The sequence below is a fragment of the Streptomyces neyagawaensis genome, from assembly GCF_023516595.1.
Classification (GTDB): Bacteria; Actinomycetota; Actinomycetes; order Streptomycetales; family Streptomycetaceae; genus Streptomyces; species Streptomyces neyagawaensis.
Genome location: NZ_JAMGBG010000023.1, coordinates 179120 through 201556, shown reverse-complemented (window position 1 = coordinate 201556; position 22437 = coordinate 179120). Strand labels below are relative to the sequence as shown.

Genomic DNA, 22437 nt, shown 5'->3' with positions numbered 1-22437 from the left:
CGCCCATGCCCAGCAGCACCGTCAAGGCTCCACAAGAGCAGGACACCTCCCTCTCCCACGGCCTCAAACAGCGCCACTTGTCGATGATCGCCCTCGGCGGGGTGATCGGCGCGGGACTCTTCGTCGGCTCCGGGGCGGGGATCGCCGCCGCCGGCCCGTCGATCGTCCTCGCGTACGCCCTCTCCGGGCTCCTCGTGATGCTGGTGATGCGGATGCTCGGCGAGATGTCCGCCGCGTATCCCTCGTCGGGCTCCTTCTCGGCGCACGCGGAACGCGCGGTCGGCCCGTGGGCGGGCTTCACCGCCGGCTGGTCGTTCTGGGTTCTGCTGTGCACCGCCGTGGGCCTGGAGGGCATCGGCGCCGCGAAGATCGTGACCGGGTGGGTGCCCGGGACGCCCGAGTGGGCGTGGGTCGCGCTGTTCATGCTGGTGTTCCTCGGCACCAACCTGGCGGCCGTGAAGAACTTCGGCGAGTTCGAGTTCTGGTTCGCCGCGCTGAAGGTCGGCGCGATCACCCTGTTCCTGGTGCTCGGTGTCCTGGCCGTCGCGGGCGTCCTGCCCGGCGGCGACTCGCCCGGCCTCAGCAACCTCACCGGCGAGGGCGGCCTGCTGCCCCACGGCACGGACGGCCTCGTCGTCGGCCTGCTCGCCTCGATCTTCGCGTACGGCGGTCTGGAGACCGTGACGATCGCGGCGGCCGAGTCGGAGAACCCCGTGAAGGGCGTCGCGACCGCCGTGCGGACGGCGATGTGGCGCATCGCCGTCTTCTACATCGGTTCCATGGCCGTCATCGTCACGCTGGTCCCGTGGGACTCGAAGGCGGTCGTCGAGAAGGGCCCGTACGTCGCCGCCCTCGACCACATCGGCATCCCCGGCGCCGGTCAGCTGATGAACGTGGTGGTGTTCGTGGCGCTGCTGAGCGCGATGAACGCCAACATCTACGGCTCCTCGCGCATCGCGTACTCCCTGGTGGAGCGCGGGCAGGGCCCGAGGTTCCTCGGCCGGGTCTCGGGCGGCGTCCCCCGGATCGCGGTGCTGGCCTCCAGCGTCTTCGGTTTCCTCTGCGTCGTGCTCAGCTACTGGCGGCCCGACGACGTCTTCGCGTGGCTGCTGAACATGATCGGCGCGGTGATCCTCGTCGTGTGGATCCTCATCGCCGTCTCGCAGCTGCTGCTGCGCCGCCGCATCGAACGCGAGGCCCCCGAGCGCCTCGTCGTCCGCATGTGGGCGTTCCCCTGGCTGACCTGGGTGGCGCTGGCCGGGATGGCGGCGGTGTTCGTCCTCATGGCACGGGAGCCGGCGACCCGGACGCAGCTGTACTGGTCGGGCGGGATGACGGCGGTGCTGGCGGCCGTGGGGTACGGATGGCAGCGGGCGCGGGAGAGGCGCTGATCAGCTCGCCGCGTCGGCCCGCCACTCGGTGAGCCACTCGCGGTTCTCGACGACGAAGGGGTGCTCGGGGCCGAGCACCCCTTCGCGGCGCTCGATGAGTTCCTCCAGCATGCCGATGGCCTCGGCGGTCCTGCCCAGGCCGTGGGCGGCCACGGCGTTGAGGCACAGGGCCGCCAGTGCGAGGGGATGGTCCCGCCCCTGGGAGCGGACCCGGTCGGCCAGCACTTTGGGGGCCAGCCGCCAGGCCTCCTCGTAGCGGTGCACCGTGCAGAGCGTCCACGCGTAGTTCTGGCGGGCGCGAACGGTCGTGGGGTGGTCCGGCGGCAGAGCCCGTTCGCAGGCGGCGATGAGGGCCCGCCCCTCCTCCTCGTACCGTCGCTCCTCGTCGGTGTGCGGCAGCAGTTCGATCAGGTCGGCCCACACGTTCAGCGTCTGCGGCGAGTCCTCGCCCAGGGTCCGGCGGTACCCGTCGAGCGCGCGCCGGCCCCAGCCGACCGCCTCCGTGTGCCGGTCGAGCAGCAGGAGCGGCGCCAGCAGGCCCTCGCAGCTGCGCAGGGTGTCCATGTGGTCGGGGCCGAGCAGGCGTTCGCGGACGTCCAGCACCTGGCGGTGCAGCGCCTCGGACTCGTCGTAGTGGCCCATCCTGAAGAGCGCTCTGGCCTCCAACTCCCGGGCGTCCAGGGTGACGGGGTGCTCACCACCCAGGCAGTCCGCCACTTGCCGGGCGACAGCGGGCGCGAGGTCCTGGACACCCGCGAAGTCCCCGGCCGCGTGCACTTGTCCGACGACCCGCACCGCCAGCGCCGCGGTCCGCTCGTTCGGGACCGTGGCCAACAGGGCCGACGCGTGCGGTGCGAGCACCGCCAGCCGCCCCCTGGCCGCGGCGGACTCGTCGTCCCACTCCGGCAGTCCGGCCTCCACCAGGCGGGCCCCCAGTTCCGCGAGCGGCGTCCGCTGCCTCCCCGGAACCCCCGCCGCCACGCTGTCCAGCAGCACACCGTGGGCCTGGACGCACCGGACGCCGTCCGTCTCGACCAGTTCGGCGAGGGAGTGGTCGAGCAGGCCCCGCAGCGCCGGTTCCAGTCGCTCCGGGTCCAGCGCGGGTTCGGCGCCGTCGATCCGCAGCTCGCCCCGGGCCAGCGGCAGCAGCAGTGTCAGCGGTACCGGGTCCGCCGCGAAGAGGGACAAGAGGCGCAGCAGGGTCGTCGACTCGGGCAGTCCGCGAGAGGCAAGGGTGTCCAGGGACAACTGCCAGGTGCGGCCGACCAGATGGCGGGACTGGCCGGTGCCGTGTCCGGTGGCGCCCCGGTCGACGATCGCGGTCGACTCCTCGCCGAGCTTGCGGTCGTACTCGTCCATGGACCACGACTCCAGCAGCTGGTGGGCCAGATGGGACCCGGCGAGGGTGAGGGCGAGCGGCAGGCGGCCCAGCCGCTCGGCGACCTTGCGGGCCGAGGCGAGATCGCCCGCGTCCGGCGCGAGGTCGCACAGGATCCGTGCCGCGTCGTCCAGCGGCAGCACCCCCAGCGGGTGCCGGGTCACTCGTGGTCCGCTCCACAGCGGGCTGGTGGCATGACGGGTGGTGACGAGGACCGTGCCCCGCTCGCTGGCGCGCAGCCAGGCGCCGTCCTCCAGGACGGTGGGGTCGTCGGCGTTGTCGAGGACGAGGAGCCAGGGGTCGGCCGAGTGGTCGAGGTGGTGCCAGACGAGGTCGGCGGCGGCGCGCTGCCCGGCGGCTGCGGCGGCGAGTTCGCCGGTGCCGGCGCCCCGGTCGCCGGCGACGGCCAGCATCCCGGCGCGCAGGGACATCCGTTCGGAGGCGTTGACCCAGAAGCCGACGCGCCGGTGGGTACGGACGGCCTCGGTGAAGAGCCAGTACGCCAGCGCGGTCTTGCCGCAGCCGCCCATGCCGTGCACGACGTGGATGCCGCCCCCCGGTCCGGTGAGGGCCGCCGTCAGCGTCTCCCGCGGCTGCTCCCGGTCGCGTAGGACGCCGGGAGGGCGGCCGACGAGGGGGACGCGGACGGAGTCGGGGGCGGCCGGCAGCGGGGCGGCGGACTGCGGGCCGCCCACGAAGAGGGGGCCGTCCGCTCCGGTGCCGTAGTGGTGGTGGTGCTCCTGGATGTACTGGTCGCCGCTGGTCTGGAAGACGCGGCCCTGCCCGGACGCGCGGGCTCCGAGCTCGCTCACCGGTCGGGGCGTTCGGTGATGTGCTGGTCGCGGCCGGCCTGGTAGACCCGGCCGTTGCCGGAGGCCTCGGCGCGCAGCCGGATGCCTGTGGTGGGCCGCTCCTCGGGGAGGGCGGGGGTCAACTCGGCCAGGATGCGGCGCAGTTCGTCGGCGACCTCGGGGCGGGCGACCAGCAGTCGGCGGACCCGGGCCTGCCACTCGGCGGTCAGTTCGGCCTCGGTCTCGGTGTCGCCGGAGCGCTGGGCGAGGAGGAGGTCCTCGCGGGTGGCCTCCAGTTCGCCTCCGACGGCCTCGGCGCGCTCGGGCTGGAAACGCCGCCACAGGGCGACCATGCCCTCGCGTGCCGACTCCCAGGTCTGGGTGGCCATCAGCGCCACCATCGTCGTACCGGCCGTCCGTGCCGGATCGGCGATCTCGGGTCCCACGGCTCCCCCATCCCCCGCCTACGAGGACCGATAGTAGGCCGGTCCCGCCCGCTCCCACACTTCCCTTTTCGCTCCGTCGCACTCACCCGCGCCCCGGTCCTCCAGTTTCCGGGGGCCTTTCGGCGCAGCCTCTTCCGTTACGGGCGGTTTCGGCGGGATTCTTGGGGGATGCCGACGCCGCGACGACTGACCTGCCAGACCTGCCGCTCGGAGGAGCCGCACGAGCCACTGACCCCCAAGGAGCGCGACTGGCTCCAGGGACAGCTGGGCAACCGGGTCCCGGACAACTACTACAAGTGCGTCAACAACCGCCCCGACGGCAAGGTCTGCCTCAATCTGCGCACCCACAGCGCCGAGAAGCACTTCAGACTGACCAAGCGCCTGCCCGACGACCTGGAGTGAGCCGCAGGCCGGAGCGCGTTGTCAGACCCTGCTGTCACTCTTCGCCCCATGGACGCGAACGAGTTCTGGAGCATCGTCGACGAGGCGCGCCGCACGGCCGCCGCCCCTGAGGAGCCGGACGGCGCCGAGGCCGTCGCCGAACGGGCCGCCGCGCTGCTCGCGACCTGGCCGGCCGCCGAGATCGTGGCCGCCCAGCAGGTCCTGTGGGACCTGCTGGGCACGTCGTACCGGGCCCCCTTGTGGGCCGCGGCGTACACGATCAACGGGGGTTGCTCGGACGACGGCTTCGACTACTTCCGGGGCTGGCTCGTGCTCCAGGGCCGCGAGGTCTTCGAGCGTGCCGTCGCCGACCCCGACTCCCTCGCCGGGTCGCCGGTGATCCGGCGGGCGTCCGAGGACTGGGCCGAGGTCGAGTGCGAGAGGACCCTCGGTATCGCCTGGGACGCCCACCTCGCGGCCACCGGGGAGGAACTGCCCCCGGACTGCTTCCGCATCCGCTACCCGGCGCTGGACCCGTCGTGGAACTTCGACTTCGACGACTGGGCGGAGACGGAGCGCCGACTGCCCCGTCTGGCCGCCCTGTACGCGAGGCACCGGTCGGCGTGAACACCGGCCGGACCGGGCGCGGTGAGCGCCGACCGGACCTGGCGCGATGAACGCCGACCGGATCGGGCGCGATGAACGCCCTCCGGCACCGGGCGCGGTGGACGCCCGGGCCCGGGGCGCGTCAGACCAGGTTGCTGAAGTCGGGGCCCTTGGTGCGGGTGCGCTTGATCTCGTAGAAGCCGGGGACCGAGGCGACGAGGAGCGTGCCGTCCCAGAGCTTGGCGGCCTCCTCGCCCTGCGGGGCGGGGGTGACGACCGGGCCGAAGAACGCGATCTGCTCGCCGTCGGCGCCGGGAACCGCGATGACGGGCGTGCCGACGTCCTGGCCGACCTTGTCGATGCCCTCCTTGTGGGAGGCGCGCAGCTGCGGCTCGTACGGGGTGGAGTCCCAGTGGTCCATCAGGGAGTCGGGCAGTCCGACCTCCTTCAGGGCCGCGGCGACGACCTCCTTGCCGGCGCCCTCGCCCTGGTTGTGGGCGCGCGTGCCGATCGCCGTGTAGAGGTCGCCGAGGATCTCGGCGCCGTGCTCCTCCTGGGCGGCTATGACGACGCGGACCGGGCCCCAGGCCTTGGTCTCCAGCAGCTCGCGGTACTCCTCGGGGAGTTCGTCCAGCTTGTTCTCGTTGAGGACGGCGAGGCTCATCAGATGCCAGCGGACCTCGATGTCACGGACCTTCTCCACCTCCAGGATCCACCGCGAGGTCATCCACGCCCAGGGGCACAGCGGGTCGAACCAGAAGTCGACGGGGGTCTTGCCGGCGGTCTGCTCGGACATGGTTCTCCTCGGAAGGAAACAAGAGTGCGGTGGTCGGTTTACAGCGCAACAACCGGCAACACCGGCAACCGCTCGCCTCATTCCCGACTGCCCGGCGTCAGGAGCGCATGGCAGGATCGGCCCTGTCCGCATACTGAACACCACCCCTGAGGGAGTGCCGCCCGTGCCCGGTGAGAATCTGTCCCGCGACGAGGCCCAGGAGCGGGCCGCGCTGCTGTCCGTCGACGGCTACGAGGTCTCCCTCGACCTGCGGTCCGCCGTCGGCGACCGGGGTGACGAGCCGCGGACCTTCCGCTCGGTGACGACCATCCGCTTCCGGTGCTCCGACCCGGGCGCCACCAGCTTCGCCGATCTGATCGCGCCGAGTGTGACGTCGGTCTCCCTCAACGGCAAGGACCTCGACCCGCGCGCGGTCTTCGACGGCTCCCGGATCGTGCTGGAGGACCTGGCCGCCGAGAACGAGCTGGTGGTCGACGCCCAGTGCGCCTACTCCCGCACCGGCGAGGGCATGCACCGCTTCGTCGACCCGGAGGACGGCGAGGTCTACCTCTACACGCAGTACGAGCCCGCCGACTCCCGCCGGGTCTTCGCGAACTTCGAGCAGCCGGACCTCAAGGCCCCGTTCCGCTTCGAGGTGCGGGCGCCCGAGGACTGGGTGGTGTGGAGCAACGGCGTCGGCGAGCGGACCGACGGGGTGTGGCGGTTCGCGGAGACCAAGCCGATCTCGACGTACATCACCGCCGTGGTCGCCGGCCCGTACCACTACGTCACCGACTCCTACGAGCGGGTCCTCGGCGACGGTACGCGCCTGGAGATCCCCCTCGGCGCGATGTGCCGCAAGGGGCTCGCCCCCTACTTCGACGCCGACGACGTCTTCGAGATCACCAAGCAGGGTCTGGACTTCTTCCACGACCACTTCGACTACCCGTACCCGTTCGGGAAGTACGACCAGGCGTTCGTCCCCGAGTACAACCTCGGCGCGATGGAGAACCCGGGGCTCGTCACCTTCCGCGAGGAGTTCATCTTCCGCGGGAAGGTCACCCGGGCGTCGTACGAGCGGCGGGCCAACGTCATCCTGCACGAGATGGCGCACATGTGGTTCGGCGACCTCGTGACCATGGTGTGGTGGGACGACCTGTGGCTGAAGGAGTCCTTCGCGGACTTCATGGGCACCTTCTCCATGGTCGAGGCCACCCGCTTCACCAACGGCTGGGTCACCTTCGCCAACAACCGCAAGTCCTGGGCGTACCGCGCCGACCAGCTGCCCTCCACCCACCCCGTCACGGCCGACATCCGTGACCTGGAGGACGCCAAGCTCAACTTCGACGGGATCACCTACGCCAAGGGCGCGTCCGTCCTGAAGCAGCTGGTGGCGTACGTGGGGCGTGAGGCGTTCCTGGAGGGCGCCCGCCGCTACTTCAAGCGCAACGCCTACGGAAACACGCGCCTCGGTGACCTGCTGTCGGTCCTGGAGGAGACCAGCGGCCGGGACATGCCGGCCTGGTCGCGGGCCTGGCTGGAGACGGCCGGGGTGAACTCCCTCACCCCGCAGGTGCTGCTCGACGCCGAGGGCCGGATCGACGAGCTGGCCGTGGTGCAGGAGGCAGCCGAGTCCCACCCCGAGCTGCGGCCGCACCGGGTGGCGATCGGCCTGTACCGGCGCGGCGGCGACGGCGCGCTGGAGCGGTACGCGCGCGCCGAGGTGGACGTCGTCGGGGCGCGGACGGTCGTGGCCGAGCTGGCCGGGGCCGAGGCGCCGGAACTGGTGCTGGTCAACGACGACGACCTCACGTACTGCAAGATCCGCTTCGACGCCGGGTCGCTGGACACGCTGCGGGCCGCGCTCGGAGACATCTCCGACCCGCTGGCGCGCGCCCTGTGCTGGTCGGCGCTGTGGAACCTCACCCGGGACGCGCTGCTCCCGGCGCGGGACTTCGTCGACCTGGTGCTGCGGTTCGCGGGCCGGGAGTCCGACATCGGCGTGCTGCAGATGCTGCACGCCTGGGCGAACTCGGCGCTCACCTTCTACGCGGCGCCCCAATGGCGGGAGACCGGCGGCCGGCTGCTGGCGGAGGGCGCCCTGCGGGAGCTGCGGGCCGCCGAGCCGGGGAGCCAGCACCAGCTGACGTGGGCGCGGTTCTTCGCGGCGGTGGCGTCGAGCGAGGCCGATCTGGGGGTGCTCCAGGGGCTGCTCGCCGGGACCGAGAAGGTCGAAGGGCTGGAGGTCGACCAGGAGCTGCGGTGGGCGTTCCTGGAGCCGCTCGCGACGTACGGGGTGGCCGGTGAGGGCATCCTCGCGGCGGAGCTGGCCCGCGACGACACGGCGTCCGGGAAGCGGCACCAGGTGCGGTGCCTGGCGGCCCGGCCGTCGGCCGCGGTGAAGGCGCAGGCGTGGGCGTCCGTGGTGGAGTCGGACGTGCTGTCGAACGCGCTGGTGGAGGCGACCATCGCCGGGTTCGCCCGGCCGTCGCAGCGGGAGTTGGCGGCGCCGTACGCCGAGCGGTACTTCGAGGTGATCGAGCGGGTGTGGGCCGAGCGGTCCATCCAGATCGGGATGGACGTGGTGCGGGGGCTGTTCCCGTCGTTGCAGGACTCCCCGGCGACCCTGGAGGCGACGGACGCGTGGCTCGCCGCCCACGAGGGGGCCGCGCCCGCGCTGCGCCGCCTGGTGGTGGAGGCCCGCGACGACCTGGCGCGGGCGCTGCGGGCGCAGGCGTGCGACGCGGGAGGCAAGGAGTAACCTCCGCGCTCCTCAACGGTGTCGCGCACCCCGGCGCCGGCCTCCGGCCGGGTCGGGTGCGCGACTGCCCGCCACCGAGAGGTCGCGGTGTCGAGCTGAGACGCGTCAATTCTCCTTGCCTGGTTCCGCGTTACGAAATTCGGGTAGTCGGAGCCGTAACCTTTTCCGATCACGGGGCCGACCAGCGGCTATCGGCAGTCGAACGCACGTACTTTAGTGCGGGCTTGTCCGGATTTGTCGACGGGCTTGTAACAGGGGTTCGGAGCCCGCCCCGGCGCGGGAACCTCCGGGGCATGAACCACAACACCCCGCTCTCCTCCCGCCCCCTGAGCCGGCTCGCGAACGTGCACCGCCGCGTACTGACGGCCGCGCAGCTGCGCGCGCAGGGTGTCACCCCGGCCGAGACGAACGAGCAGTGCCGGCAGGGCGGTCCCTGGCAGCAGCTCCTCCCCGGCGTCTACCTGCTGCACCCCGGCCCGCCCACCCCCGAGGAGCGGCTGCACGCCGTCCTGTCGTACGCGGCCCGCACCCCGTTCCGTGAGCCGGCCGCCGGTGTGCCCGCGCAGCCCAACGCCGACGACCCCCGCCCGGCCCCCCACTACGCGGACGCCGTGATCACGGGCTTGGCGGCCCTGACGCTGCACGGTTTCTCGTCCGCTCCCCCCTTGCTGTCCCTGGACAGCATCGACGTCCTGGTACCGCGCCTGCGCCGGCTGCGCACCGTCGGCTGCGCCCGCGTCATCCGCACCGCGTCCCTGCCGACCCCGTCGTACGTGACCGGTCTGCCCGTCGCCCCCGTGCCGCGCGCCCTGGCCGACGCGGTCGCGGAGCTGGTCGACGTGGACTCCGTACGCCGGCTGCTGACCGAGGCGGTGCGCGGCGGCCACACCGAGCCTGCGACGGTGATGCGGGAGTTGACGCAGGCGCGGCTGCTGAACCGTCCTCATGTCGCGGACGCGGTGGACTCGCTGCTCGCCGAGGGGCGGGCGATCGCGGAGGACCAGCTGTACCGCATGGTCCGGGAGTTCGCCCTGCCCGACCCGGTCTGGAACGTGGACCTGCGGCTCCCCGGCGGCCCGCACCTCGGCGGCGTCGACGCGTACTGGCCGGAGCAGGCCGTCGCGGTGGAACTGGACACCCGAACCCCCGGGCGGCAGGACGACGCGCTCTGGTCCGAGTACGCGCGCAAGCGGGAGACTCTGGAACGGCTCGGCGTCACCGTCGTCCACCTGACTCCCAGGAAGCTGCGTGAGTCCCTGGAGCAGCAGGCGGCGGTCGTCCGCACCGCGCTGATGGCGTCGTCCGACCGCGATCCGGCGGCGTATGTGGTGGTGCTTCCCCGGTAATGCCGGGAACCCGCCCTCGCCCGGGCGGAACGCAGGAGGGGAGAGGAAGGGCCGCCGCACCTCACGGCGGCCCTTCCTCATGCCGTACTCAGGTGCCTACTTGCCGCAGAACTCCGCCTCCACGATCGCCCCGCTGTCTCCCGTCCAGTCGCTGTTGAAGTTGAAGGTGAGGGAGTGGCGTCCGTCCTCGGTGGTGACGGACTCGGAGACGGAGCCGTGGATGCCGCCGCCGTGGCCCCACACCCGCACACCGCAGGAGAGCTTCTGCTCGGTGAGGCCGAGGCCGTAGCCGCCGAGGTTCTCCACGGGGATCGTCGTCTTCATCGCGTCGAGCTGCTTCCTCGGCAGGAGCCGGCCCCGCAGCAGGGCCGCGTAGAAGCGGTTGAGGTCCTCGGCGCTGGAGACGATTTCGCCCGCGGCGCCCGCCACGGAGGGGTTCATCCTGGTGACGTCGTACGTCTTTCCGTCCGCGGTCTCGGCGAGCTTGGAGTAGGCGCGGCTGTGCGGTCCCGGCAGGCCGGGGGAGGTGCCGGGGAGTTTCGTGCCGCGCAGGCCGAGGGGTTCGACGATGCGGGCGCGGACCTCGTCGGCGTACGGGTTGCCCGTGACCTTCTCGATCACCAGACCGGCGAGCAGGTAGTTGGTGTTGGAGTAGTTCCAGTCGGTGCCGGGGGCGAAGTCCGGCTTGTGCTTCATCGCGATGCCGACCAGCTGTTCCGGCGTGTGCGTGCGGTAGCGGTTCTTCAGGAACCCGTCGGCCAGGAAGACGTCCCGGCCGAGTTGCTCGTCGGCGGTGTAGTTGAAGATCCCGCTGGTGTGGTTGAGGAGCTGGCGGACCGTCACCCGGCGGCCGTCGTGGCCGTTGCCGCGCACCAGGCCGGGCAGCCACCGGTCGACCTTGTCGTCCAGCGACAGCCTGCCCTCGGCCTCCAGTTGGAGCAGGACCGTCGCCACGAAGGTCTTCGTGATGCTGCCGGCCCGGAAGCGGTCGTGGGCGGTGCGGGGCGCGCCGGTCCTCAGGTCGCCCTTGCCCGCCGTCGCCTTCCATACGCCGTGGGCGTCCTTCGCCTGGAGGGCGATGCCCACGACGCCGTCCTTCACGTTGGCGTCCATCGCCTGGCGGGTCGCGCCGTGGCCGTCTCTCGGGGCGGCGGGCGCGGCCGCCGCCGGGGCGGCGAGCGCCACCGCCGCGACCACCGCGGTCGCCGCCACCAGACCCGTACGTACTGACATCGTTCCCCCTGTGTCCATGATGATCGTCCGGTCACGGAGGGGGACCCCGGCGGTACGGGCCGGGTTGACAGAGGTACGGGCGTTGAGCGGTTTTCAGCCCTTTCGGAGCACCAGCTCCACGTTGCGGTCACCGGGGGTGCCGGTGAGGGTGTCACGGCGGCCCGGCGCGTTGAACGACAGCTCGCGGTACAGGGCCGCCAGGCCGGTCTGGCTGAGGTCCGTGAAGCGGGTGGCGTGCGGGGCGGCCGACTCGATGAGGGTCGTGAACACGGAGATCGTGCCGTCCTTGTTGTCCACCAGCTCGATCACCCGCGCGAGCTGCGGGAAGTCGATGTGGGACGCGGTCGAGATCTCCCAGAACGAGCCGCCGCCGGCGTACTTGTGCGGGGTGACGCGGTTGCGGTGGCTGTGGCCGTTCACCCAGGCGAGGACGTTGCGGTGGCGGCCCAGCAGGGCCAGCACCTCGTCGCCGCCGTGCCGGGCCTCGTCCGGACGGGACGGGTCCTTGCGGAGGTTGCGCATGGTCGCGCTGGTGTGGTGGCTGAAGACCACGGCGTATGCGCCGTTCTTGGCGGCGTCCTTCAACGTCCGCTCCAGCCACTTCAGTTGCGCCGTGCCCAGCGAGCCCTCGTAGTGGCCGCCGGGGTCGGTGGAGTCGAGGCTGATGCCGATGACGTCGTCGGCGATCCGGAAGACGTAGTACTGGGTGCCGGCGTCGAGGTTGGCCCGCGAGTAGCCGTGGCCGACCGGGCCGGGACCGGTGTGGGCCGGGTCGAGGTGCGCCTTCAGGTACTCCAGGGAGGTGAAGGGCGCCCGGCCCTCGTCCGGGGTGACCGAACGCATCTTCTTCGCCTGGGACTTGAGGACGGCCTTCCAGTCGGTCCCGCGGGGGTCGCCGCCGCTCTTGACGTTGTCCCAGAGGGCCTTGCCGACCTGCTCGTCCAGGGTCATCAGCTTCTTGCCGCCGACCGCGAAGTCCGCGAAGAAGGAGTCGCCGGGGGCGTAGCAGCCGCCGGGGAGGGAGTCGTGGTTGCCGACGGTGGAGTACCAGGGGACGTTCAGGCCGGGGCTGTTGACCTGGCGGATCGCCGCCGCGAGGAAGCCGTCCAGGTGGGGGAAGCCGAGCTTCTTGTCGGCGTCGCGGAGCGTGGAGTCCGGCTGCCAGTAGAGCTTGAGCCCGCTGTTCTGGACGCCCTCGTAGCGGCGCGGATCACCGGAGTTGGGGGTGACGCGGCCACCGCTCATCACCTTCAGGAACCAGTCCAGTTCCGTCTTGGAGTTGTTGTCGGTGTTGTCACCGGTCGTCATCACGAAGTGCAGCGGCGAGCCGGTGACGGGGGCGCCGCGCAGCGAGTTGACCCGCTCGACGAGCGAGACCGCCCCCGCCACGGACAGGGCCTCCTGCGGACGCCAGGCGCTCGCCGTCTGGGCGCGCAGGTACTCGTAGCGCAGCGGGTGCTGCACGTCGACGACATGCAGATCGGTGAACTGCACGAACGACGCGAGAGCCGTACGGCGCTTCTCCCGGCCGGACTTGGGGGTCGCGAGGTCGGAGCGCACGACCCGCTTCCAGGCGGGCCCGTCGCCGAGGCGGCGGTAGCCGGAGGCGTTGCGCGGCGCCGCGACCGAGGCGAGGGTGGTGCCCCGGGTGTACGGCGCGAGCGGGGCGGCAGGGGCCTCCCGGTTGGAGAGGTTCGCCAGGGGGACCTCGGTGGTGGTCCCGGTGGCGGCGGCGTGGGCGTCCGTCTCCGGCCGCAGGGCGAGCCCGATGCCCGCCGAGAGGCCGACCGCGCCGGTGGCGGCGAGGAAGGCACGGCGGTCAGGGTTGGTGGCGGCGGCAGCGACTGAGCGTATGCGCGACATGGCGCGGTCTCCCCGAGTGCGAACGCGTCGGCAGTGGTCGCGGGGCCGCTCCGCGATGGGGGCCGGAGTGGGGTTCCCGCTCGTACTGAATGCTTGGCAGCCGGGGTGACCTCGACGTTAACGAGGTGGCAACGGGTGGCGCCGATCACCGTACGTGGATCTTCGCGGGCGACGGGTGTTCGCCAGGGGTTGCCGAAGATAAGGGCAACCGAGGGGAAGTGGTCACTCCTCGTTCATGTGACGGGGTAGGGCGGGTATGCGCCGCGCGGGGTCGCGTGGTCGGGGTGCCTTCGGATTTGGTGGCTCGTCGCGCGATTGCCCGCGCTCCTACGAGGCGATCGATGGTGTGAGGTGGCCGTTCGCGGGGCGTTCCCGCCACAGGGTCAGGCCCACGTCGACCAGGGCGACCCGCTCCAGGTCGGGGACCTCCTCCAAGGGGTGCCACGCGGCCATGTCCGTCGAGCCGTTGGTCTCGTGGCGCAGGCTGCCGCCCGTCACGCGGGCCTCGTAGACGAGGCGGAGGCTGTGGAAGGCAGCGCGGGAGCCCAGACGCCGGGAGCGGTCCTCGGTGACGGAGTCGACGCCGAGGAGGGCGGTCGGCTCGACGGCGTAGCCGGTTTCCTCGTCGGCCTCCCGGATGACGGTGTCGTAGGGATCCTCGCCGTGGTCCATGCCGCCGCCGGGGAGGGTCCAGCGCTTGGTACCGTCCCGGGCGACCCAGCGGGCCAGCAGCACCTGTCCGTCCCGTACGCACACGGCGTAGGCCGCCACCCGCAAGTCCTCGCGCATGAGGAGACGTTACTCAACGGATGCGGGGAAGGGGCGGGTGCTCCCCACGTGGCACCCGCCCCCTGGCGACGGGGGGCGGTCGGCGCGACGGCCCGTCCCCCCGTTGGACGGGCCGCCGCACATCTGTGCGTCGCGCCCTTCGATCTTCAGCCGGGGCCCTTGCGAACACCAGGGGCGCAGGGTGGCCGCAACGCGCCATGGCACTGTCGTGCCTGCCCTGTAGCCTTCGCCACAAGATCCCCGATCCACCGCGAAATCGGCACGGATCGAACTAGGATTCCCCTCCGGGGCACGAGGGGGTGGGGAGGCGAAAGGGCCGACTGTGCTGGACGAATTCCTGGAAGCGGACACCGAGGCCGTCAGCGTCTACCGGAGTCTGCTCACCAACCCGTCCTGGACCCTCCACGACGTCCAACGGCACACGGGCCTCACCGAGGACGAGGTGCGGGCGGCCGTGGACCGGCTCTCCGATCTCTCCCTGCTGAGCCCCGTCACGGACACGACGTACCTGCCGATGAACCCCGAGACGATCCTGGGGCCGGTACTGCGCCGCCGCGAGGCCCAACTCGACGCCGAGCGGGCCCATCTGTCCCGGCACCAGGCGGTGGTCGCCGAATTCACCAAGGAGTACGCGGCCTTGGGGCTGCGACACACGGGTGGCGCCGAGCACCTGGTCGGGGTGAACGCGGTCCGCACCCGGCTGGAGCAGCTGTCTCGGGACGCGGTGCAGGAGGTGTGCACCTTCACACCGGGCGGCGCCGTCAGCGCGGCCGGCCTGGAGTCGGCCCGCCCCCTGGACCAGGAGTCCTTCGACCGGGGCGTGCGGATGCGCTCCGTCTACCTCGACAGCGTCCGCAACGACCAGCCCACCTCCGACTACGCGACCTGGCTCACCTCCATGGGCGGACAGGTGCGCACCGTGCCCGCCCTTCCGATGCGGATGATCATCTGCGATCGTGAGGTCGCGGTCGTGCCGGTGAACGCCGAGGACAGCCGCCAGGGCGCGCTCGTCGTCCGCTACCAGGGCGTCGTACAGGCCCTCGCTGAGCTGTTCGAGCTGGTCTGGGCGCAGGGCGTGCCGCTGGGCGCGGAGGCCCCCGCCGCGGTGGGCGACGGGGCGAGCGAACGCGACCGGGTCCTGCTGAAGCTGCTGTCCGAGGGGATGACCGACCAGGGGATCGCCCGCAAGCTGGGGCTGTCCGTGCGTACGATCAGACGACTGATGTCGGACCTGATGAAGCGGCTGGACGCGCAGAGCCGGTTCGAGGCGGGCGCGGAGGCCGTACGGCGGGGCTGGCTGTAGCGTCTGCCGTACGGCGGGGCTGGTTGTGACGTCTGCCGTACGGCGGGGTCGGCCGTGGTCTCTGCCGTCCGGCACGGCCGGCGGTAGCGTCGCCGTCGCCGAGACTCCTGCGCCGGGATCCCTCCGCCGGGTCCTAATCGTGGGCGTGGTGGCCCTGTCCGGCCATGGCCGCAAGCGGCCATCGTGAGCACCTGCGTTTCGGACGGTGATCAACCATGATCGGTCATGGCCCTTCACAGGGCCCTCATCTGTAACCCCTCACGAAAGAGGAACGGTTGTGCATTCCTCGACGCGCTCCCGGCGCATCGGCGTCCTCGCCCTCCTCGGTCTGGGTTCCGCGGCGGCGGCCCTCGTCCTCGGCACCGCCGTCGACGCCCCGGCGGGCACGCGGCTGGCCGCGGACGACGCCGTGACGGAGGTCGTCGTGCCCCCCAAGGCGGACAAGGGCGGCGCGCGGCCCGGTGTGGTCGTCCCCGGCCACAAGGAGACCTGGACCTGGGACGACCAGGAGTGACCTGACCGCCGGTCACCCTCGTCGCACCCCAGGCTCACAGCACCCCGGGATCGGGCAACCCGATCCGGGGTGCCCGGCGGAGCCGCCGCCGCTCAGGCCCGCCGGAATACGGCCCGCCGGTTTCCCCGGCGGGCCGTATGCGTGTGCGGACACATCACCGGAGGGTGTACGTCGGCGGGGCGAGCGCCCCTCCCCAAGCACGGCCGGGGCGAGCGCCCCTCCCCAGGCACGGGCCGGACGTTGCGGTGCCCCGGGGTCGGTCTGGGGTGACGACCGCCCCCGAGGCTCCCGTCACCTACACGTCTCGCCCTCCGCCTCCCGCGCCTCGGTCTCGATCCAGGCTCGTCGGCCGGCGATGTCGGACGGGTCCGTGGTCCACAGGTCGGGTTCGGCGCCGTCGCGCGGGATGCCGACGAGAGCGCGGTCGCCCTCCTTCACATGGGGCTCGATGTCCTCGTCCAGCGGGAAGACGATCTCCTTCCCGCCCTGGTCCGGCTTGTAGTAGCGGTCGACGTCGAGGGTGACGCGGTCCCGCTCGGTGCCGGGGACGGGTTCGACGGAGACGACGGTGCCCTCGACGACCAGACGGGCGCAGGCGATGTTGTAACTCTGGGGATCGACCTTCCCGTCGGCGTTCCCGCCGCCCGCGCCGCCCTTCGAGCCGTCGGGCGAGTTACCGCTGTCCTGCTGCTTACTGGCGGTGCTGCCGGCGTCGTCCGCCGAACCTCCGAGGCCCGACTGGACGACGACGGCGCCGAGGCCCACGACGACGGTGGCGGCCGCAGCCGCGGCGAGCGTGCCGAAGGCGATGGACAGGGCCCGGCGGCGCCTTCGGGGGCGGGCCGGCCACGTCGGCAGGGGCGTCACCGGCGCGACGGGGGCCGTCTCGGGCGCGGGCCGGCGCCCGGTGACCGTCTCGGCCCCGGCCGCGTCCCCCGGCCGCGCGGCCACGGGTCGCCCCGGCGGTGCGCCGGCTTCCGACTCCGATTCGCCCGCACCGGCGTCGGCCCCGGCCAGAGCGTCACCGATCAGCCCCAGCTGCTCCCGCAGCAGCAGCACATCGGCGGCCGCCGCCCGCCGCGCGGCCATGAACTCGCCGTCGGCCAGCGCCTCCTCCGGCAGCGGCTCGTCGAGCAGCGCGGCCATCAAGGCGTCCATACCGCCGTACTCGGCGCCTTCGAACTCGGCGGCCTCGCGCACGGCTTCCTCGAACTCGGCGCCCTCACGCACTGCACCCTCGAACACGGCTTCCTCGAACTCGGCGCCTGCGAACTGGGCGCCCTCACGCACGGCTCCCTCGAATACAGCTCCCCCGCGCACGGCCCCTTCGGCGTCGGCGCCCCCGGCCGAAGGCGCCTCGACCGAGCCGCCCTCCGCCGAGCCGCCCTCCGCCGAGCCACCCGCGACCGAGTCGCCCTCGGTCGTGGAAGCAGCCTCGAACACGACGTCGTCGGGTTCGGTGTCGTGCCGGTTGTTGTCCCGGGCGGCCATGTCACACCACCTCGTCCTCGTGCAGGCGGGCGCGCAGGGCGCGGACCGCTGAGTGGAGCCTGCTCTTGACCGTGCCCTCGGGGATACCGAGCTCGCCCGCGATGTCCCGGACCGGCAGGTCGGCGTAGAAACGCAGGACGACGACCTGACGCTGGGCGTCGGGCAGCTCGTCCAGGCCGCGGGTGACGGCGAGCGAGAGCACGCTGGAGTCCTCGCCGGAGGGGTGCTCCAGCTGGCGCAGCGAGGCCAGGCGCTCCCCGAGGCGCTCCTGGCGGCGCTTGGCGCGGTGCCAGTCCATCGCCAGGTTGGAGGCGACCACCGCCGCCCACGCGGACACGTCCCGCGGTGCCTCCCGGCCGCTCGCGGCCCGCTCCAGCAGCCGCAGCCGTACCTGCTGCACCCCGTCCGGCAGGTCCGACTGCGGGACTCCGCCGAGCGCGAGCACCGCGCGCACCCGCCGCTCCTGGGCCGCGTCCAGCGGATCCACCCCCGTGTCGCCCGCTGCCGCCGGATGCGTCACGGCGGCCGGCGGTTCATCCCCGGCACCCGTGCCCCCCGTGCCCCCCATGGCCGACGGGCCGCCGGGCACCCGCAGCGGATCGTCCACCCCCTGGACGCGGCGCGCCTTTCTGCGCAGCACAGCCACCCCTCCCCTCCCGCGTTTCCCCTACGACGCCGGGCCGGGCCGAAACGTTCGGGCCCGTCCATGACTTTCCGGCCGCCCCGCAGAGGCGTACGTCACACCTTCGCGTGCACCCGGTGCCGACGGGCAGGGGGGAGGCAGCACAGCTTGCGGCGCCGAGCCCCCGAGGGGCGAATATATCCAGCTCAGACGGGGTGGCGGCCAAAGAACCGGGCGTGGTGTCGCCGTCCCGCGCGTCCCATTCCCCGAGCACCGCGGGCAAAGAATTGGACAGGCGGACCGGGGCTCACCGCATGATGGAAACGCCTCGGTCATGCAGCAGACACAGACAAGCCACGTAAAAGGAGTCACCGTGAGGGTCGGAATCGTCGGAGCCACCGGTCAGGTCGGCACGGTCATGCGCAGGATCCTCAAGGAGCGGAACTTCCCGACGGACGAGCTGCGTCTGTTCGCCTCCGCCCGCTCGGCCGGTTCGGTCATCGACGGGGTGACCGTCGAGGACGCGGCGACCGCCGACTACTCCGGTCTCGACATCGTGCTCTTCTCCGCCGGTGGCGCGACCTCCCGCGCGCTGGCCGAGAAGGTGGCCTCCCAGGGCGCCGTCGTGATCGACAACTCCTCCGCGTGGCGCCGCGACCCCGAGGTGCCCCTGGTGGTGTCCGAGGTGAACCCGCACGCGATCGCCGACCGCCCCAAGGGCATCATCGCCAACCCGAACTGCACGACGATGGCCGCGATGCCGGTCCTGCGTCCGCTGCACGAGGAGGCGGGCCTGGAGGCGCTGGTCGTCGCCACCTACCAGGCGGTGTCCGGCTCCGGTCTCGCGGGCGTCGCCGAGCTGCACGGCCAGGTCCAGAAGGTCGTCGCCGACGCCGACAAGCTGACCCACGACGGCGCGGCGGTCGACTTCCCCGAGCCCGGCGTCTACAAGCGGCCCATCGCCTTCAACGTGATCCCGCTCGCGGGTTCGATCGTCGACGACGGTCTGCACGAGACGGACGAGGAGCAGAAGCTCCGCCACGAGTCCCGCAAGATCCTGGAGATCCCCGGCCTCAAGGTCTCCGGCACCTGCGTCCGCGTCCCGGTGTTCTCCGGGCACTCCCTCCAGGTCAACGCCCGCTTCGCGCGTCCGATCTCCGTGGAGCGCGCGACCGAGCTGCTCGCCGGCGCGCCGGGTGTCGCCCTCTCCGACATCCCGACCCCCCTCCAGGCCGCCGGCCAGGACCCGTCCTACGTGGGCCGCATCCGCGCCGACGAGACCGTGGACAACGGCCTCGCCCTGTTCGTCTCCAACGACAACCTGCGCAAGGGCGCCGCGCTGAACGCCGTCCAGATCGCCGAGCTGGTGGCGGCGGAGCTGAAGGGCTGACACCGGCAGCCACCCGGCCGGCCCCGCCGCCGGACGGCCCATGCCTCCCCACCGACGGGGCGGTCACTCCACAGGGAGTGACCGCCCCGTCGGCGCGCCCGGCACGAGCGGGGTCCGGCGTGAGCACCCTCGCTCAGCGCCGCCGCACCTCGTACAGGAAGCAGCCGTACTCGACGGCCCGGACGTGGACGAGGGCGACCTCGGGGTCCGCGAAGGCCTCGGTGAGGGCCGTCCCGTGGTCGTCGGGCCCCTCGACGAGCCGTCCGCCGAGGATGCGGCCGTCGGCGGCGTAGCGGCGCAGGACGCGGTGGCTGTTCGTGAACGGCAGCCGGTCGTCGTCGGCCGGTCCGGGGCACTCCCCGGCGTGGATGAAGACGGGGCCCCGCTCGTCGTAGGCGCCCGGGTCGACGCCGGTGGCGGCCGCCCAGCGGCGCAGCGGCGCGTAGGACACGAGGGCGGTCGACTCACCCGGTCGGCTGTGCCGCAGGCAGCAGCGCAGCGGGGCGCCGCCCTCGGTGTCGGTGACGGCGGTGGGGGGCCGGCCGGCGTCGTCCGCCGTCCGCAGCTGCTTCAGGGTGAGGGCGTCCAGGGGGCGCGCGGTGTGGGTCTTCATGCCCCTCAGCGTGGTGCGCGCCGCGCCGGACCACCGGCGGTTTCCGGACGTAGTGGTGCGGGTCAACCTGGTCGTCGCCCAACTCCCCGTGCCGTGGAAGGATGACCGAACCGACACATAACGAGGAGATGACCGCGTGCCTGGCACAAACCTGACCCGCGAAGAGGCTCAGCAGCGGGCGGAGCTGCTCAGCGTTGACTCGTACGAGATCGAACTCGACCTCACCGGCGCGCAGGAGGGCGGCACCTACCGGTCCGTGACCACGGTGCGCTTCGACGCCGCCCGGGGCGGTACGGAGACCTTCATCGACCTGGTGGCCCCGACGGTCCACGAGGTGACGCTGAACGGCGACGCGCTCGACCCGGCGGAGGTCTTCGCGGACTCCCGGATCACGCTGCCCGGTCTGCTGGAGGGCCGCAACATCCTGCGGGTCGCGGCGGACTGCGCGTACACCAACACGGGTGAGGGTCTGCACCGGTTCGTCGACCCGGTCGACGACCAGGCGTACCTCTACACCCAGTTCGAGGTCCCGGACGCCCGCCGGGTGTTCGCGAGCTTCGAGCAGCCGGACCTGAAGGCCACCTTCCAGTTCACCGTGAAGGCGCCGACCGGCTGGACCGTCATCTCCAACTCGCCGACGCCGCAGCCCAAGGACGACGTCTGGGTCTTCGAGCCGACGCCCCGTATCTCCACGTACATCACGGCGCTGATCGTCGGCCCGTACCACTCGGTGCACAGCGTGTACGAGAAGGACGGGCAGAGCGTGCCGCTGGGCATCTACTGCCGCCCGTCGCTGGCCGAGTACCTCGACTCCGACCACATCTTCGACGTGACCCGGCAGGGCTTCGAGTGGTTCCAGGAGAAGTTCGACTACGCGTACCCGTTCGAGAAGTACGACCAGCTGTTCGTACCGGAGTTCAACGCGGGCGCGATGGAGAACGCGGGCGCGGTGACCATCCGCGACCAGTACGTGTTCCGGTCGAAGGTGACGGACGCGGCGTACGAGATGCGCGCCGAGACCATCCTGCACGAGCTGGCCCACATGTGGTTCGGCGACCTCGTGACGATGGAGTGGTGGAACGACCTGTGGCTGAACGAGTCGTTCGCCACGTACACGTCGATCGCCTGCCAGGCGGCCCACCCCGAGTCGCGCTGGCCGCACGCCTGGACGTCCTTCGCCAACTCCATGAAGACGTGGGCGTACCGTCAGGACCAGCTGCCGTCGACGCACCCGATCATGGCGGAGATCCGCGACCTGGACGACGTCCTCGTCAACTTCGACGGCATCACCTACGCCAAGGGCGCGTCCGTGCTGAAGCAGCTCGTCGCGTACGTCGGCGAGGACGAGTTCTTCCGGGGCGTGCAGGCGTACTTCAAGCGCCACGCGTACGGCAACACGCGCCTGTCGGACCTCCTGGGCGCCCTGGAGGAGACGTCCGGCCGCGACCTGAAGACCTGGTCGAAGCAGTGGCTGGAGACCGCGGGCATCAACATCCTCCGCCCGGAGATCGAGACCGACGAGCACGGTGTCATCACCTCCTTCGCGATCCGCCAGGAGGCGCCCGCGCTGCCCGCCGGCGCGAAGGGCGAGCCGACGCTGCGCCCACACCGCATCGCGGTCGGCCTGTACGAGCGCGACGAGGACAGCGGCAAGCTGGTCCGCGACGAGCGCGTCGAGCTGGACGTGGACGGCGAGCTGACCGCCGTGCCGCAGCTGGTGGGCAAGCGCCGCCCGGCGGTCGTCCTCCTCAACGACGACGACCTGTCGTACGCCAAGGTGCGCCTGGACGAGCAGTCCCTCGCCTTCGTCACCGAGCACCTCGGCGACTTCGCGTCCTCCCTCCCCCGCGCCCTGTGCTGGGCCTCGGCCTGGGACATGACCCGCGACGGCGAACTGGCCGCCCGCGACTACCTGTCCCTGGTGCTGTCCGGCATCGGCAAGGAGTCGGACATCGGTGTCGTCCAGTCGCTGCACCGCCAGGTGAAGCTGGCGATCGACCTGTACGCGGACCCGGCCGGCCGTGAGGCGCTGCTGACCCGCTGGACGGACGCGACCCTCGCCCACCTGCGGGCCGCGGAGCCGGCCTCCGACCACCAGCTCGCCTGGGCCCGCGCGTTCGCCGCGACCGCCCGCACCCCCGAGCAGCTGGACCTGCTGGAGGCGCTGCTGGAGGGGACGCAGACGATCGAGGGGCTGGCCGTCGACACCGAGCTGCGCTGGTCGTTCGTGCAACGGCTCGCGGCGGTGGGCCGCTACGACGAGGCGGAGATCGCCGGCGAGTACGAGCGCGACAGGACCGCGGCCGGTGAGCGTCACGCCGCCACGGCCCGCGCCTCCCGCCCGACGCCGGAGGCCAAGGCCGAGGCCTGGTCCCAGGTCATCGAGTCGGACAAGCTTCCGAACGCCCTCCAGGAGGCGGTCATCGGCGGTTTCGTCCAGACGGACCAGCGTGAGCTGCTCGCCGCGTACACGGACAAGTACTTCGAGGTCGTGAAGGACATCTGGGAGTCCCGTTCCCACGAGATCGCCCAGCAGGTCGCCATCGGCCTCTACCCGACGGTCCAGGTCTCCGAGGAGACGCTCCGCAAGACGGACGCCTGGCTCGCCTCGGCCGAGCCCAACGCGGCCCTGCGCCGTCTGGTCTCCGAGTCCCGTTCGGGTGTCGAGCGGGCGCTGAAGGCCCAGGCCGCGGACGCGGCGGCGGCCTCCGCGGAGTAGTCCGGCGAGGGACGCGCTCCTCGGC

At 72.1% G+C, this 22437-nt stretch carries 18 protein-coding genes; 9 read left to right on the top strand and 9 right to left on the bottom strand.

Annotated elements, in window-relative coordinates:
* Window positions 1-5: 5 nt before the first annotated feature.
* Window positions 6-1391: an amino acid permease gene (locus tag M8J73_RS12495; protein WP_055538770.1), complete on the top strand. Its 1386-nt coding sequence runs from the start codon at window positions 6-8 to the stop codon at window positions 1389-1391.
* Here M8J73_RS12495 and M8J73_RS12490 read toward each other — a convergent pair whose 3' ends face one another.
* Window positions 1392-3581: a tetratricopeptide repeat protein gene (locus M8J73_RS12490; protein ID WP_249828605.1), complete on the bottom strand. Its 2190-nt coding sequence runs from the start codon at window positions 3579-3581 to the stop codon at window positions 1392-1394.
* Window positions 3578-4006 (bottom strand): hypothetical protein, encoded by a 429-nt coding sequence (locus tag M8J73_RS12485; protein ID WP_055537801.1) that lies wholly within the window; start codon window positions 4004-4006, stop codon window positions 3578-3580. The genes M8J73_RS12490 and M8J73_RS12485 overlap by 4 nt, the downstream gene beginning before the upstream one ends.
* A gap of 168 nt (window positions 4007-4174) precedes the next feature.
* Between M8J73_RS12485 and M8J73_RS12480 the strand changes: the two genes are divergently transcribed.
* Together M8J73_RS12480 and M8J73_RS12475 are read left to right on the top strand one after the other, a co-directional pair.
* Window positions 4175-4408, top strand: a complete 234-nt coding sequence (locus M8J73_RS12480) for a hypothetical protein (protein ID WP_055537802.1) — start codon at window positions 4175-4177, stop codon at window positions 4406-4408.
* 48 nt (window positions 4409-4456) lie between these two features.
* Window positions 4457-5014 carry a DUF4240 domain-containing protein gene (locus tag M8J73_RS12475; RefSeq protein ID WP_055537803.1) on the top strand — a complete coding sequence of 186 codons (558 nt, stop codon included), beginning with the start codon at window positions 4457-4459 and terminating at the stop codon, window positions 5012-5014.
* Window positions 5015-5135: 121 nt separating this feature from the next.
* Here M8J73_RS12475 and M8J73_RS12470 read toward each other — a convergent pair whose 3' ends face one another.
* Window positions 5136-5789, bottom strand: a complete 654-nt coding sequence (locus M8J73_RS12470; protein WP_055537804.1) for a mycothiol-dependent nitroreductase Rv2466c family protein — start codon at window positions 5787-5789, stop codon at window positions 5136-5138.
* Window positions 5790-5952: 163 nt separating this feature from the next.
* Here M8J73_RS12470 and pepN (M8J73_RS12465) point away from each other — a divergent pair, with 163 nt between their 5' ends.
* Complete coding sequence (gene pepN, locus M8J73_RS12465; RefSeq protein WP_055537805.1) at window positions 5953-8529, top strand: aminopeptidase N; 2577 nt, start codon at window positions 5953-5955, stop codon at window positions 8527-8529.
* Window positions 8530-8822: 293 nt separating this feature from the next.
* Window positions 8823-9875, top strand: a complete 1053-nt coding sequence (locus M8J73_RS12460) for a hypothetical protein (RefSeq protein WP_249828604.1) — start codon at window positions 8823-8825, stop codon at window positions 9873-9875.
* A gap of 96 nt (window positions 9876-9971) precedes the next feature.
* Here M8J73_RS12460 and M8J73_RS12455 read toward each other — a convergent pair whose 3' ends face one another.
* The 3 genes from M8J73_RS12455 to M8J73_RS12445 all read right to left on the bottom strand — a co-directional run bounded on the left by M8J73_RS12455 (window position 9972) and on the right by M8J73_RS12445 (window position 13760).
* The gene (locus tag M8J73_RS12455) at window positions 9972-11108 is read right to left on the bottom strand and encodes a serine hydrolase domain-containing protein (RefSeq protein WP_206188003.1); all 1137 of its coding nucleotides are present in this window, start codon (window positions 11106-11108) and stop codon (window positions 9972-9974) included.
* A 93-nt stretch (window positions 11109-11201) separates the two neighbouring features.
* Window positions 11202-12971 (bottom strand): TIGR03767 family metallophosphoesterase, encoded by a 1770-nt coding sequence (locus M8J73_RS12450; protein WP_055541923.1) that lies wholly within the window; start codon window positions 12969-12971, stop codon window positions 11202-11204.
* A gap of 327 nt (window positions 12972-13298) precedes the next feature.
* A complete protein-coding gene (locus tag M8J73_RS12445) occupies window positions 13299-13760 on the bottom strand; it encodes an NUDIX hydrolase (protein ID WP_055541922.1) in 462 nt (153 codons plus the stop codon).
* A 322-nt stretch (window positions 13761-14082) separates the two neighbouring features.
* On the opposite strand from M8J73_RS12445, the gene M8J73_RS12440 reads away from it, so the two are divergent.
* The gene (locus M8J73_RS12440; protein ID WP_055541921.1) at window positions 14083-15063 is read left to right on the top strand and encodes a LuxR C-terminal-related transcriptional regulator; all 981 of its coding nucleotides are present in this window, start codon (window positions 14083-14085) and stop codon (window positions 15061-15063) included.
* A 277-nt stretch (window positions 15064-15340) separates the two neighbouring features.
* Window positions 15341-15577, top strand: a complete 237-nt coding sequence (locus tag M8J73_RS12435) for a hypothetical protein (RefSeq protein ID WP_055541920.1) — start codon at window positions 15341-15343, stop codon at window positions 15575-15577.
* A gap of 291 nt (window positions 15578-15868) precedes the next feature.
* Here M8J73_RS12435 and M8J73_RS12430 read toward each other — a convergent pair whose 3' ends face one another.
* Both M8J73_RS12430 and M8J73_RS12425 read right to left on the bottom strand, forming a co-directional pair.
* Window positions 15869-17068: a pentapeptide repeat-containing protein gene (locus M8J73_RS12430; RefSeq protein WP_055541919.1), complete on the bottom strand. Its 1200-nt coding sequence runs from the start codon at window positions 17066-17068 to the stop codon at window positions 15869-15871.
* Window position 17069: 1 nt separating this feature from the next.
* Window positions 17070-17708, bottom strand: coding sequence for an RNA polymerase sigma factor (locus M8J73_RS12425; protein ID WP_249828603.1), 639 nt, complete (start codon window positions 17706-17708; stop codon window positions 17070-17072).
* A gap of 355 nt (window positions 17709-18063) precedes the next feature.
* Between M8J73_RS12425 and M8J73_RS12420 the strand changes: the two genes are divergently transcribed.
* A complete protein-coding gene (locus M8J73_RS12420) occupies window positions 18064-19080 on the top strand; it encodes an aspartate-semialdehyde dehydrogenase (protein ID WP_249828602.1) in 1017 nt (338 codons plus the stop codon).
* Between the two features lie 133 nt (window positions 19081-19213).
* Here M8J73_RS12420 and M8J73_RS12415 read toward each other — a convergent pair whose 3' ends face one another.
* Entirely contained in the window at window positions 19214-19693 is a 480-nt protein-coding gene (locus tag M8J73_RS12415) for a DUF1203 domain-containing protein (protein ID WP_055537215.1), read from the bottom strand.
* 136 nt (window positions 19694-19829) lie between these two features.
* On the opposite strand from M8J73_RS12415, the gene pepN (M8J73_RS12410) reads away from it, so the two are divergent.
* A complete protein-coding gene (pepN, locus tag M8J73_RS12410; RefSeq protein WP_055537216.1) occupies window positions 19830-22412 on the top strand; it encodes an aminopeptidase N in 2583 nt (860 codons plus the stop codon).
* Window positions 22413-22437: the final 25 nt, after the last annotated feature.